This window comes from Lyticum sinuosum (assembly GCF_034471385.1).
Taxonomy (GTDB): Bacteria; Pseudomonadota; Alphaproteobacteria; order Rickettsiales; family Midichloriaceae; genus Lyticum; species Lyticum sinuosum.
The window spans coordinates 144,629-159,170 of the sequence record NZ_JARGYU010000001.1 but is presented as its reverse complement, the minus strand read 5'-3'; the positions used below and the strand labels follow the sequence as shown (position 1 = coordinate 159,170).

Below are 14,542 nucleotides of genomic sequence, written 5' to 3'. Positions count from 1 at the left end.
AGATTCATAAATCTAACACTTTAATTTTTATATACAATTATTTTTATATATCAAATTTTATAATCTACTTTATTTTATAAAAATAAGTGTAATTTGATTTTTATATAAAAATATATAATATATGGTAATTTAGTAAGACATAAAAAATGCTATAAAGCATAATCTTTGATAAAATTATATATTAATTATCAAAGTAAAACTATTTTTACCTAAAATGCGAATGAAAAAGCAAAAAATTCATTTTTATTTAAAATTCTATTCAGTAATTTTTACTATTACAGTTACTTTTTCAAGTTGTAGTAGTACAACAAGAGAAAACAATGTTGTTGTTGAAAACAAAAGTAATCTTTACTACAAATACGGTGGAACTATAAATATAGAAAATAAAGATGATAATGTAGAATTTTATAGTAATAGTATAAAAAATAAAGAAGATGTAATTGAGTCTAATAATTTTCGTTCTCCAAATTTTTTACCAAAAGATCAATATTTTAATGAAAATGATATATCCAGTAATTTAAAAGAATTAAAAGAAATTGATAATAAAAAAGAAAAAAGTAATTCTACTGTAAAAGAAACTTGGGAGCTAGTTGTAAATGAACCACCTAAAATTAATGAAGAACTTAAAAGCAATACAAAAATTAATAAAAATGCTTTAAATAATAAGCCCATAAAAGAAAATACTGAGAAAAAATCTGAAGAGAAAAAATCTAATAATTCTGATAATCTAAATGTTAAAGATAATAAAAACATTCCTAATATAGAAAATTCTTCTACATCTAAATCACAAGTTCAATATTCTACAAGTAATTATAGAATTACACATCCAATAAATAATATATCTTATATTTGGCCAATTAATGGTAAAGTTATTCATCATATGGAAGAGCAGAGTGAAGATTTCTCTGAAGGGATAAGTATTGCAGCATTAGCTAACACACCTGTTAGAGCCACTGCTGATGGAATAGTAATCTATATTAACGATAATGATGAAAAATTTGGCAAAGTTTTTATAATAAAACATGCTAACAATTATAGTAGTGCATATGCACATAATAACGTTATATTAGTCAAAAAAGGAGATAAAGTAAAAAGAGGACAAATAGTTGCTAAAGTTGGAAAAACAGGAGAAGTAGATCAACCTCAATTATATTTTTCAATAGGTCATAATAACCAAGCAGTTGATCCAGAAAGTTAAGATAATATTATTATATATATTAGAAATAATATATAAATTAATATAATTATTAAATTTTTTTAAAATTATTAAAATTTTTTAATTTTATATGATATAATAGTTAATATTAACGTAATTTAATATTAATTAAAAATATGCAACAATATCTTAAAAATATCCAAGAATTAAAGATTCAATATAAAAAAAATGTCGAAAATATTGAAGATATTATAAATTTAATGAATAAAATCAATACTAAAATAAATTCAGAAGATATTACTAATAAAGAGAATTTAAAGAAATTGAGAGAATATTCAAAAAAATTTCATGAAAATATAAAGATCCTTATGGAAGAAAATAGAGTGTTACATCAACAAATAATGACAGAATTAGAAGTAATAAATCTTATTAAAGAAAAAAATATTCAACAAGAAACAGGAAACAATCAACAGAATAATATTCAACAAGAAACTAAAATACAGGAAATAAGTAAAATACAGAAAAATATTCAACAAAATAAACCTGAAATTTCAAATAAGATACCAAGTAAAGAAGTTTCTCATGTAAACCCTTATGTACAAAAGAACATAGATAAAACTAAAAAATTTTCTAATATTTTATCAGGTCAAACTCAAAATCCTCAAACAACAGTAGCTTTTCAACAAGAAACTAAAATACAGAAAAATATTCAACAAGAAATAGGAAACAATCAGCAGAATAATATTCAACAGCAAAGTAATATTAAAATTGACAATAATTTAGAGAAAGAACCACTGTTTTTTCAAAGAATTTTTAACATAATAGCTCAAAGTACATCAAAATATCTTAGTGCAATCAAAATTAGTTATAATAAATCACAAATAAAAACAAAAGAATTTTCAAATAATGGTAATAATCAACATATACAAAAGTAATTATTTAATTTTATTTAAAAATATATCTATTTTTTGATAAAATAGATGTATAATATTTTTTTTTATTTTTTCAAATAATACTGTTAGATTATTAATCTCTTGATTCGAAAAATCAGATAGAACATAATTAGATATTATTCCATTATCAGGACGACCTATTCCAATTCTTATTCTCCAATAATTATTACTTTTCAGATGTAAATCAATTGATTTTAGACCATTATGACCACCATTACCACCACCATTTTTTACTTTTATTCGACAAAATCCTAAATCTATATCATCATGTACGATAAATAAATTAGATAAATCTATTTTATAATAATGTATTAATTCTGAAATTGAATCACCAGAATTATTCATATAATCTAAAGGTTTAAAGAATAATATATTCTCTTCCTCTAAGTTTGCTTCAAAAAGTAATCCATTAAATTTTTTTTTATAAGAAAGCTGATAGTTATTAATCATATAATCTATGAATAAATAACCAACGTTATGTCTTGTTTTATTATATTTTAATCCAGGATTACCAAGACCAACTATAATTCTTTTATTAGAATTTTTACTCAAAACTACTAAAAATATAATAAGTACTATTATTAATTTAATATTTATAAAAAAAAATATATTATGTAAATTATAAATAAATATAAAATAAAGATTTTTTTAAATTTTTAAGAAATTAAAATACTTATTTTTATCTATAAAGAATTTTATATTGAAATTTATAAATTTAAGTAACTTTATCTTAATTATATATAGAACAATATTATATTTTCTAAACTTATTAAACTAATAACAGATAACTAACTATAAAGTATATAAAATGATGAAAAAAACAACATCAAAACAAATATCCTTATTATTGAGCAATATAGATCATATTCTTTTTTTACTTGTTTGTATAATGATAATATTTGGATTAATAATGTTAGCAACTGCTGGTCCTGCTAGTAGTGAGAGAATTAATATATCAAGTATGCATTTTTTCGCTAATCAAATTGTATATGCTTTCTGCTCTATATTTATAATGCTTTTTATAGCATTCTTAAAAGAAGAATATCTTATAAAAGTTGTTTATATTGGATTTATATTTAGTGTACTAGGTCTTATTCTACTTCCTTTTTTTGGTGATGTAAATAAAGGGGCTAAAAGATGGCTCAATATTATAGGCGTATCAGTACAACCATCAGAAATATTAAAACCTTTTTATTCTTTTATAATTGCAAAAATATTAAGTAATAAACAATATCTTGAAAAACAAAATAATAATCAAAATAGTTTTTTTTCTCCATTAAAAAATATCTTCATTACTGAAAATGGACGCTTTTTTTGTGTTTTTCTCATACATCTTCCAATAGCAACTTTAATTATTATTCAGCCAGATTTTGGAATGACAATTACAATAACATTATCAATATTAACTCAACTTTTTATAAGTAATTTACCATGGATATGGATTATTATTTCTTGTAGTTTAATATTAATACTATTTGTATTTTGTTATATTACTATGCCTCATGTTAATCAAAGAATAGATTTGTTTTTTAATAATGGTAATGCATTGACTTATCAAATAGAAAAATCACTTGCTTCTTATAGTAGAGGTGGAGCATTTGGTGTTGGACCAGGAGAAGGTATAGTAAAATATCATTTACCAGATTCTCATACAGATTTTATATTTGCTGTTGCTGGAGAAGAATTTGGTAGTATACCATGTCTCGTAATTATAACATTATTTGCAGCAATAGTATTGCGTAGTTTATATCTATCTTTACAAACAAAAGATGACTTCTCTTTAATATCAATAGTTGGTATAGTAACATATATAGCATTTCAATCTATATTTAATATAGGAGTAACACTTAATATTCTTCCTACAAAGGGTATGACATTACCGTTTATTAGCTACGGAGGATCAGCTTTAATTGCATCATCTTGTGGAATTGGTATTATTTTAAATCTTGTAGCAAAAACTAAGCATAATAATAGAATTAATATAATTCATATTAAATATTAATAAATTTTACTTTATTATTATTAATAGTTTATTAGATATAAAAAAATATCAATATAAAAAATAAATTTGTTAGTGTTAGAATTTTATATTATAGCAATATTATTAAATAATAGTTAATTTATAGTAATAAAAAATGGAAATATCACAAATATATAATTGTTTGATTAAAATAATATTTTTAATCATTCCTTTGATATTATCAGTTGCATATCTTACTTTTTTTGAGAGAAAGATAATTGGAGCTATGCAGCTTCGAAAAGGACCGAATGTTACTGGACCATATGGATTATTGCAACCTATTGCTGATGCATTGAAATTAATTTTCAAAGAAATAATAATTCCAGAAAAAGCTGATGTAAAGCTCTTTTTAGCTGCACCTGTGATAACATTTATTACTGCTCTAGGTGGATGGGCTGTTATACCAATAACATCTGAATTTGTTATTTCTGACATTAATATTGGTTTATTATACTTAATTGCTATTTCCTCAATAGGAGTTTACGGTATTATTATAGCAGGCTGGTCAAGTCAATCAATTTATGCCTTTCTTGGATCTATTAGAAGTGCAGCGCAAATGATATCTTATGAAATAGTAATAGGATTATGTCTTTTATCAGTTATAACAGTTCATCAGTCAATAAACTTAAGAGAAATAGTTATAAATCATGCTAGTATAACATGGCATAGTCAGATTCTTTTAATTCCTGTAAGCATCATATTTTTTATTGCTATTTTAGCCGAAACAAATAGACATCCATTTGATATTCCTGAAGCTGAAAGTGAGTTAGTGGCTGGATATCATGTTGAATATTCTTCAACTCTTTTTGCTATGTTTTTTTTAGGAGAATATGCTAATATGATTATAATGAGCGCATTGCTAGTATTGTGTTTTTTTGGTGGATGGATGCCGCCTTTTAATATAAACTTCTTACATATTATTCCAGATTTTATATGGTTTTTTAGTAAAGTCTCAATTATTATTTTTATGTTTATTTGGATTAGAGCATCATTACCAAGATATAGATACGATCAATTAATGTCATTGGGATGGAAGAAACTTTTACCAATATCTTTTATATTATTTATCATTATAGCTATAACAGAAAGAATTAATTATTAAATAATTCTTTATTAAAAAATAAATATTTAATATTGTTTAATATTGTTTTTTGTTTTTTCATATAAATTATATATGTTATTGTACTAGACATAAAAATAAAATAAAAAAGTTCTTGTATAATATCATAATTATGATACTATAAAATTATATATCGGGTTAAAATTCCTAGTTTTATCTCAGACATTTTAGACTACCAGTGAATTTTGTAGCTTAATCTGTTGTTTGTTATTAGATCCCGTAGCTCAGCTGGTAGAGCAACTGACTTTTAATCAGTAGGTCACGTGTTCAAGTCACGTCGGGATCACCACAAATTTTCTCACTCAAATTACATATTATTAATACAACAATCTAATCATTAAGATTGTTAATAGGAATAATAATATTTTTATAAAAAAATCATATAGTAATAGCGTTTATTTTTATTTGATTAAAGTATATAATTGTAATTATAAATATATTTTAATATAAATACTTAGATTATTATATTATTAAGATAGATGTATTATATAATTCATTATAAAATTAATCATGCCAATAGCACAAAAATCGCTAAAAGAGTTATTAAAAAATATAATAATAGCAATTATATTAGTTTTTTTATTATTAGTAATAAAGAATTTATTAGATAAAAAACATGATTCTAATATTCAAATACCTTCTATTAATGTTACAACACAAAAAATTATTCCAAAAGATCAAGAATTAGAATTAATATATACTGGGAGAGTTGCAGGATACAAGGATGTTGATATTCGTTCTCAAGTTACTGGAGAATTACAAAAAATTCTTTATAATGAAGGAGAGTTAATTCTTGAGAAGCAACCTATATTTGTTATTGATCCAGTTCCTTTTAAAGAAAATATAAAAAAGGCAAAAAGTAATCTTAATGATGTTACTCAAATTTTAGATTTTGCAAAAAATAATCTTAATAGATCAGAAACTCTTTTTTCTTATAATGCAATAAGTAAAGAAGAATTTGAAAAAGTAAAAACTCAATACCAAACATCTCTTTCCAATTTTCAAAAAGCAAAAGCTGATCTTTTAATAGCAGAAAAAAATCTTACATATGCAGAAATTAGATCGCCAATAACTGGAATTATTGGTGAAAAACAATATTCAGAAGGAAATTTAATAACGGCAAATTCTCAAAATGTTTTAACAAAAATACTACAAATTGATCCTGTTTATATATATTTCTCATATAGTGATAAAGATATGTCTATGTTACGTGATATGCGTACAAAAAAATTAATAGATATTCCTAAAAATTTTGAAATTGATATTTTTTTAGAGAATGGGAATAAATTTGAACATAAAGGTAAGGTTGATTATATAGATAGCAAAGTAAATCAAGATACATCATCTATTGAATTAAGAGCTGTTGTTGCTAATAAAAATTATCATTTATTACCTGGAGAATTTGTTAAAGTTTCATTACGTGGTATAAAATGGAAGGAAGCTATAACTATTCCTGATTCTGCTTTATTACATACATCTAATGGTGTTATGGTATATATATTAAATAATAAAAATATAGCAGAGATTAGACCAGTAACTATTGGTCCACTTACAAAGAATGGTAGAATAATTACAAGTGGATTACAAAATGGGGATATAATTATTAAAACAGGATTGATAAAACTTAGACCTGGCGCTCAAGTATCATCTTCAGATAATTTATAATTATATATCATATTATAATATAATGTAAGAATTTTATTTTTTAGTATTTGCAATACAACAAAAATTGTATTTATTTGCATATTTTATATTTTATTAAAATATTAAGAAAATATAAAGCCTAATGAGCTTAATATAGCAAATATTGCATTTATTCTAAAAAGTGCACCTGAATTCTTTTGATTGTTAAAATCAAAATTTTCTACTTGCCAATATAAAATATATCCAGATAAAAAAATGAATATATAAAAAATAAATCCTGCATTTTGATGTATACCTGCTGTTACCAAGCATAAAAAACAAATTCTATAAAAAAATATTATTATATGCTCTACAGATTCTCCAGTAGCAGTAACTATAGATCCATATCCTAATTTTAGATCATCATCATAATCTTGATGAGCATATATTATATCGTATCCTATTGTCCAGCATACTGAAGCTATATATAGCAAAAATGGGATGAAATTAAAATCATTTCTAATAGTTATCCAAGCTGGCCATACTCCTAAATTAAAAATAAATCCTAAAAATATTTGAGGATAATTACAAAATCTTTTTGTAATGGGATAAATGAAAATTAATGGGCCAAACATTAAAGAAATAAATAAAGCTTTATCTGAAAGAAAGATTTTTGCTATACTAATGAGTAGAATTAATAAAAAAAATAATAGTATTAAGGCATTTTTAATAGATATTTGTTCACTAGCCAATGGTCTATCTTTTGTTCTACTACAATTTTTATCAATATTTTTATCTAAAATATCATTTATAATACATCCAATACTCCTTGCAAATAAAGATAGTAATAAAAAAATAGATAAATATTTTAAAGAATGATGTGTTTCTTTTATTGAAGAACAAATAACCCATAAAATTGGTGTAAAAATCAATAAATATGGTATTGGTAAATGAATTCTCATAATTCTTAAAAAAGGTTTGTTTTTACAACATTTATCTAAGATATTATGTAATCCATTAATATAAATAATTAATTTAATAAAAATATTATCTAAAAAATTCATAAAAATATTATAAGTTTTTTTTATTTTTTATAGTATCTCTATGAATTTAGCATATGATTTTTTATAATTAAATTTATATTACTCTAATTTTGTTTATATTAATAACTTTAAAGAATTAAATAAAATTTTTTTTGTTTTGACCTTGATTTTTTTTGTTTTCTAATGGGTTGTTAAATTTTCTATCTGTGATCATTTTTTTTACTCCTTTAACTATAAGACATTGCTTTTGTGGTTCGAGCTTTTGTGGTTCAAGTTTTTGAATTCTTAAATTTTGATTTTGTAGTTTTTGTTCAATTATCGAACCTTCTTTATCTTCAATTAAGATACTTTCTTCTTGATGTAAGATATTTTGTAATTGATTATTATCATCAAATTTTTGCTCTTCGAAAAAATGTTGTGAATTATTATAATCACCACTCCATGATTCTTCTTTAATTGAATATTGTGATTGATTTTTTTGTTGCATAAAAATTTTGTTTTTTAAATTTATTCCAAATTTATTTGAAAAATAATAATTATTCTATAATAGTTATAATATTAGTAAATTATTAGATTTTTTAGAAAATATTTATATATAAAATTTTACTGTATTTGCCTTTGATTATTTTTACTCTTACTACTTAAAGCTTTAGCTATTTTATTATTAATACCTTTTATTGCTTTTATTGCTTTACTTATAACAGTTGCCATAATTTTTAGAGGAATAGTTATAATATTAAAAAGAAGCTTTCCTACAATAGGAATTTTTTTCAAAAAAGAAAAAGGAGTTTCAATATACAAGTTCATTTTTGCTTTTTTATAAACCTCTATAGAAGATTTTAGAGAAGCTTTTTTAGCTTTATAATCTATTTTTTGTTCTATTTTTGGACTTTCTATTTTTATTTGTGCTTCTTTTGCTTTTTTTAATTCATTTTTTTGAATTTGTATTTTTTTATTAATGCTTTCTATCGTTTTTATTTCTTCTTTAAAAACTTCTTTAACTCCATTAGCTACATCTTCAACTACATTTTTAACTCCATTAGCTACATCTTCAACTACATTTTTAACTCCATTAGCTACATCTTCAACTACATTTTTAGTTTTATTACCTACATTTTTAGCTACATTTTTAGTTTTATTAGCTACACTTTTAACTACTTTTTCAGTTTTATTAGCTACATTTTTAGCTGTTCCTTTGATTTTATCATAAACAAGTATATTTAATTTTTTTTGTTTAATATTTAATAATTCTTGAATATCTTCTTTCTTATTTTTACTATTAATACTAGGATTTAATAAATTTACTTCTTTAATTAATGATTTTATTTCTTTAATTAATGCTGTCATTTCTTTATTAAATAATTTTTTTGCTTCTTTATTTAATATTATTGTTTTTCCATCATTTAAATTTTTTTCCGATTTTTGCAAATCACTCAATAATTCTTCTTTTTTCTCTAATAAAGCTTTTTTTTCATTCAGTAAAATTTGAATACCTTCTGAACTTTCTAAACTTTTTATTTCAGATTCTAATTTTTCTATTTTTTCTATTTTTTTTTGATCTTTTTCTACTTTTTGCGTTCTTTCTTGTACTTTTTTTTCTAAATTATTTATTTTTTTTTCAATATCTGATGGTTTTTCTTTTTTAACTTCTGATTTTAAATTTGTTTTTTGTTTTTTTAGTTTTTTAATTTCTGATTGAGTTTGATTTTTTTGATTTAAAATTTCTGATTGATTTTCTTGATCTTTTGATTCATCTATTTTTTTAGTTCCTTGATCTTTTGATGGATCTGTTTGTTCTAATTGATCTGATGGATCTTTAGTTTCTTGTGCTAATTCTTCAAATATGTATTTTATATCTTCTAGTGGATCTGTATCTTCTAGTGGATCTGTTTTAATTTCTGGATCTTCAGTTGTTGATTGATCTTTAGTTCCTTGATCTTCTGTTTTAATTTCTGATTGATTTATTTGATCTGTTTCAGTTCCTTGTTCTTCAGTTGTTGATTGATCTTCAATTTTTGGTTGATATGTTTGTTCTAATTGATCTTGTTCTCCTTTTCCAGTTCCTTGATCTTTTGATGGATCTTTAGTTTTAATTTCTGATTGATTTAAAATTTCTGAGTTTAGATGTTGTACTTCAATTGTTGGTTGATATGTTTGTTCTAATTGATCTTGTTCTCCTTTTCCAGTTCCTTGTTCTTCAGTTGTTGATTGATTTGTTTGTTCTAATTGATCTTTTTCAGTTTCTGGATCTTTTTGTCCTCCTGTTCCAATTTTTGGATTTTTTTGATTTAGATCTTTTAGTTCAAATTCTTTTACTTGTGTTCCTTTATCTTTATTTTGAACTTCTGGGTTATCTATTTTTTCTTGTTTCATATATTTAATAATATAAATTATTTATTTCATTATAATTTATATTATACACTAAATTAGTATAAAATTACTAATTAAATAGTAAAAAAATAATAAATATAAAATATATATCATATATACCAATATAGTATTACAATACATTAGTTTTATTGTTTTTATTAAGAAATTTATTTAAAATAGAATTTAAACATAATGTTATTTTATCTTTAATATAATTACACTGTTTACTAAGAAATTTTCCTGAAGTTGTTATTAATAAATATTAAATAAATATTAAATTACAATATATTAATTTTATTGTTTATAATATATTAGTTTTATTGTTTTTATTAAGAAATTTATTTAAAATAGAATTTAAACATAATGTTATTTTATCTTTAATATAATTACACTGTTTACTAAGAAATTTTCCTGAAGTTGTTATTAAATAAAATAAAGGTTTACCTATTAATAGAATTTTTCGTATAAAAAGAAAATTATTATCAATATTGACATTTCTTGCCGTTCTTTTAAGCATTTCTAGCTCTTTTATAAATTCATTCATTTCTCTCCTCAAATTATCCAATTTACCAGATTTCAAATCTTTTTCCTTAATATTTTTAATTGTTATATTATCTGAAACATTAGTTTGAGTAGTTCTCTTCATATTTTCTTCCAATCTTATATTATATCTTATTATATCTAATTCCTTTTTTATTTGTTCTTTAAGAGATGATATTCTACATTCTACTTTATTTATTTTTTTTGATATAATTCTTTCAAACTTTCTTGTTTCTACAACCCCACTTCTTTTTTTCATAACATCTATACCAACTGAAGTTGATCTACTAAAAAATCTATTACGAATAATTTTTTTAAGAGATAAAAATAAATTATAAAAAAATATTTTTATAGATAACGAAATATTTGATATTAAAAAAGTTCTTTTTGAAATAGGATAATTATAATCAATATATAAATTATATTTTTTTCTTTCAAGGAAGTCTAATTTGTTTTTTTGTAATTTTAATCTAGCTCGAAGATCTTTTATTGTATCTTCGTTTTTATTATCCGTCTTTGATAGTTCATAATTTATTTCTTCGATTTTTGCTTTAGAGTTTTTGATTTTTTTATCATTAGTTAATAACTGATTTAGTTGAAATAATCTATTTTCACTATTTCTTATCAGATTGTTTATATTTATATTTTTTACTTCTTCTTTAAATTTTTTAATTTTTTTATCATCAGTTAATAACTGATTTAGCATAAATAATCTATTTTCATTACTTTCTATTTCTTGATTTATACTATCACGCAGTTTTTTTTCTTCATCTTTCATTGAAGATATTTCCTTCTCTAAAGATATTATATTCTCTTTTTCTATTTCTTGATTTTCTCTTGATATACTATCACGCAGTTTTTTTTGCGTGACTTTATCTTTTTTTATTAAAGGTGTTTCTTTTTCTGTTTTCTTATTAATTTCAGCATTATTATTTGATCCTACTATATGATAGTCTTGAAAATTATCTTTAAGATCTTTTATTTTATTTATTTTTTCTGTTTTTTCTATTTCTTTTTTTAATTGTAAGAAATTTTGAGCAATCAATTCCTCTTCATCGTTCACTTTTTCAGAAAAATTACTTTTTGCTGTATGAAAAGATTTTTGTCCAGAATCTACACTATAAAAGAGTTCTTCTCTATCTTTTCCTATTTCAGAAAAATTACTTTTTGCTGTATAAAAAGATTTTTGTCCAGAATCTACACTATAAGATTTTAATTCTTCTGATTTTTGAAAATCATAATTAATTTTACTCTCTTCAGGTTGTAGAAAAAGAATTTCTTTTGTTTGATCTATCTGATCTGCTTGATCTATCTGATCTGTTTGATCTGCCTTATTTAATATATCTAAAATACTAGCAAGATCATCTTGTTGATTTAAATCTTGAATAATAGAATTTTCATTTATACTATTAAGAAAGTTTGATTCATTAATTAAATTTAGATCAGATTCTGTATCTATTTTTACTATCTCATTACTATTATCTAATGTTTCATTAGTATCTGATATTTTTATATCACTATATTGATCTTGATAATCATATATATCATTATTTTTTCTTTCCTGATTTTTTTTAAGATTTTCTATTAATATTTGTTTTTCTTCTATTTTTGATGACAAATTTAATAATAATATTTTTTGACGATCTATTATATCAAAATTGTCTTTTAAGTTTTTAAGTTCTACTTCTATAAAATCTCTTTCTGATTCTATTTGGTATTTAATATCCTCTTTTATATTATTAGAGTTTTTTTTTATCATAAATTTTATCTATATTTTTTTTATATAAAAATTATTTTAATATTAATATTAAAATACATAAAATGTCAATTTATGTAAAAAATATAAATAAATATTAAATTAGTTCTCAAAAACTGTAAGACGAATCATTTTTATTTTTCTCATATCAGTATCTATAATCTCTATTTCAAACCTATTATCATCTTTAATAACTTCGCCTTTAGTAGGCATTCTACCTAAATGAGATAGAACGAATCCTCCAATTGTTTCATATTCTCCATTTTGATTGTGAAGCCAATCTATATCCTCTATACTACTCTTTATTTTTTCTATACTAGTTCTGGCATCAAGCATATAGGAATTATTGCTTATCTTATGGATTTGAATCTGTTCTGGACGCTCAATATCATGTTCATCACGAATATCTCCTACTATTTTCTCTATAAGTAGCTCAATCATTATTAATCCCTCTGTTCCACCATACTCATCTATTACAACAGAAATATGTGTTGTTTCTTTTCGCATTTTAATTAAAAGATCTATACACTTAGTAGATCTTGGAATATAAATAATTTTTCTAATGATTTTATGAATATCAAAACCTTCATTATTTCTTACATATGGTAAAAAATCTTTAAGATGAACAAAGCCTATAATTTCATCAGGTATTTTATTGTAAACTGGGATTCTAGTAAAAGAATATTCAATAAATGTATCACATAATTTCTCAAGATCTATACTACTAGGAACTACAATCATATCAGAACGAGGTATCATTATATCAGATACTCTTAAACTAACAAAATCTTCTAAATGATTTTTTATTTGGTTTTCAACAATTTTTCGTTCTTCATGTTTAGAAAAATTGATATTATAATGAAATTTATTGTTATAATATAATATTTTCTTCTTATTTATAAAGTTAATTAAGTATTGAAATACTTGATATAACCTACTTTTGTCATTAAAAAACATAAAACTATTTGTATAAAAATAGGAACCATCCTTGTATTATTATCACTTAATATGATCATATCTTAAAATATGTAAAAACCCATATAAAATATTAATAATTATCTTGAAGATTTTTTATCCCATTTTTATCTTATTATTATAATTTTTATGTTTTTTTTATAAATTTTTAATGATCGTTTTTTCAACGAATTCCATCAAATCTGCATCACTATCATTAATATGATCATATCCTAAAATATGCAAAACCCCATGTAAAACTAAAAAGGAAAAACGTTCAATAGGGCTGATTTTAAGATCATTTGCTTCATCAATTGTTTTTTCATAACTAATAATAATATCACCTAAAATATCATTAGGAAGAATAATATTTTTAGAGTTAGAGAAAATATAAGAAATATAGGATTTTTTGGATATAATATTATCCGATAAAAATTCTAGATCTGAATTATCTGTAAAAGAAGCATTATTATTTTCAATAAATTGATAAATATTCTCAATGCCTATAGGGTTTTTAAAATTAACATATGAAAATGCTAAAACATTCGTAGGATTATCCTTAAACCTATATTTATTATTGAGGAAATGAATAGTAGAATTAGATCCAAGAGAGAAATTTAACCGAGAATCGGGACTCAGAGAAATATTAATACCTAAAAAATCACATACAGAGGAAACAACTTTTATTATTAATGAATGAATATTTTTTGAACCAAAATACTCTCTCCATTTTGGAAAAGTAATTTGTATGTCTAAAAATTTTTTAATATCTTTAATATTCTGATAATTTATAGAACATTATGCTATTTTAGCTTCCTTGACGTGCTTTTAATCTAGGATTACTTTTACAAATTAAAATTAATTTTTTACCTCTTCTAATAATTTGTGCTTGACCTTCTTTAGCACGTTTTCTTTGTCCTTTTAATGAGGAAACAATTTTCATATAATAAATATGTAAAATAATAATAAAATTGATTGTATGATGTTTATCATACGAAATATAATGA

At 22.2% G+C, this 14,542-nt stretch carries 13 protein-coding genes and 1 tRNA gene; 6 read left to right on the top strand and 8 right to left on the bottom strand.

What is annotated here, in order from left to right:
- The first annotated feature begins 220 nt into the window (after positions 1-220).
- Both Lyticum_RS00650 and Lyticum_RS00645 read left to right on the top strand, forming a co-directional pair.
- On the top strand, positions 221-1,198 hold the full coding sequence (locus Lyticum_RS00650) for a murein hydrolase activator EnvC family protein (RefSeq protein WP_322498407.1): 978 nt from the start codon (positions 221-223) through the stop codon (positions 1,196-1,198).
- A 134-nt stretch (positions 1,199-1,332) separates the two neighbouring features.
- Entirely contained in the window at positions 1,333-2,091 is a 759-nt protein-coding gene (locus Lyticum_RS00645) for a hypothetical protein (protein ID WP_322498406.1), read from the top strand.
- Here the strand turns inward: Lyticum_RS00645 and pth are convergent, their stop codons facing one another.
- Positions 2,092-2,661 (bottom strand): aminoacyl-tRNA hydrolase, encoded by a 570-nt coding sequence (gene pth, locus Lyticum_RS00640; protein WP_322498405.1) that lies wholly within the window; start codon positions 2,659-2,661, stop codon positions 2,092-2,094. It abuts the gene before it with no gap.
- 256 nt (positions 2,662-2,917) lie between these two features.
- Between pth and Lyticum_RS00635 the strand changes: the two genes are divergently transcribed.
- The 4 genes from Lyticum_RS00635 (at position 2,918) to Lyticum_RS00620 (ending at position 6,914) form a co-directional block, all read left to right on the top strand.
- Positions 2,918-4,111, top strand: a complete 1,194-nt coding sequence (locus tag Lyticum_RS00635) for an FtsW/RodA/SpoVE family cell cycle protein (RefSeq protein ID WP_322498404.1) — start codon at positions 2,918-2,920, stop codon at positions 4,109-4,111.
- 133 nt (positions 4,112-4,244) lie between these two features.
- A complete protein-coding gene (gene nuoH / locus Lyticum_RS00630) occupies positions 4,245-5,231 on the top strand; it encodes an NADH-quinone oxidoreductase subunit NuoH (RefSeq protein ID WP_322498403.1) in 987 nt (328 codons plus the stop codon).
- Positions 5,232-5,462: 231 nt separating this feature from the next.
- Positions 5,463-5,538 (top strand) — tRNA-Lys (locus tag Lyticum_RS00625).
- 221 nt (positions 5,539-5,759) lie between these two features.
- Positions 5,760-6,914: an efflux RND transporter periplasmic adaptor subunit gene (locus tag Lyticum_RS00620; protein ID WP_322498402.1), complete on the top strand. Its 1,155-nt coding sequence runs from the start codon at positions 5,760-5,762 to the stop codon at positions 6,912-6,914.
- 101 nt (positions 6,915-7,015) lie between these two features.
- Here Lyticum_RS00620 and Lyticum_RS00615 read toward each other — a convergent pair whose 3' ends face one another.
- The 7 genes from Lyticum_RS00615 to Lyticum_RS00590 all read right to left on the bottom strand — a co-directional run bounded on the left by Lyticum_RS00615 (position 7,016) and on the right by Lyticum_RS00590 (position 14,478).
- The gene (locus Lyticum_RS00615; RefSeq protein WP_322498401.1) at positions 7,016-7,936 is read right to left on the bottom strand and encodes a 4-hydroxybenzoate octaprenyltransferase; all 921 of its coding nucleotides are present in this window, start codon (positions 7,934-7,936) and stop codon (positions 7,016-7,018) included.
- A gap of 115 nt (positions 7,937-8,051) precedes the next feature.
- On the bottom strand, positions 8,052-8,402 hold the full coding sequence (locus Lyticum_RS00610) for a hypothetical protein (RefSeq protein WP_322498400.1): 351 nt from the start codon (positions 8,400-8,402) through the stop codon (positions 8,052-8,054).
- A gap of 116 nt (positions 8,403-8,518) precedes the next feature.
- Positions 8,519-10,288: a hypothetical protein gene (locus tag Lyticum_RS00605; protein WP_322498399.1), complete on the bottom strand. Its 1,770-nt coding sequence runs from the start codon at positions 10,286-10,288 to the stop codon at positions 8,519-8,521.
- 298 nt (positions 10,289-10,586) lie between these two features.
- Positions 10,587-12,584, bottom strand: coding sequence for a hypothetical protein (locus Lyticum_RS00600; protein ID WP_322498398.1), 1,998 nt, complete (start codon positions 12,582-12,584; stop codon positions 10,587-10,589).
- A 99-nt stretch (positions 12,585-12,683) separates the two neighbouring features.
- Positions 12,684-13,538 carry a hemolysin family protein gene (locus tag Lyticum_RS00595; RefSeq protein WP_322498397.1) on the bottom strand — a complete coding sequence of 285 codons (855 nt, stop codon included), beginning with the start codon at positions 13,536-13,538 and terminating at the stop codon, positions 12,684-12,686.
- 156 nt (positions 13,539-13,694) lie between these two features.
- A complete protein-coding gene (ybeY, locus tag Lyticum_RS04150) occupies positions 13,695-14,222 on the bottom strand; it encodes an rRNA maturation RNase YbeY (protein ID WP_407659024.1) in 528 nt (175 codons plus the stop codon).
- A gap of 121 nt (positions 14,223-14,343) precedes the next feature.
- Complete coding sequence (locus Lyticum_RS00590; RefSeq protein WP_322498396.1) at positions 14,344-14,478, bottom strand: ribosomal protein bL36; 135 nt, start codon at positions 14,476-14,478, stop codon at positions 14,344-14,346.
- Positions 14,479-14,542: the final 64 nt, after the last annotated feature.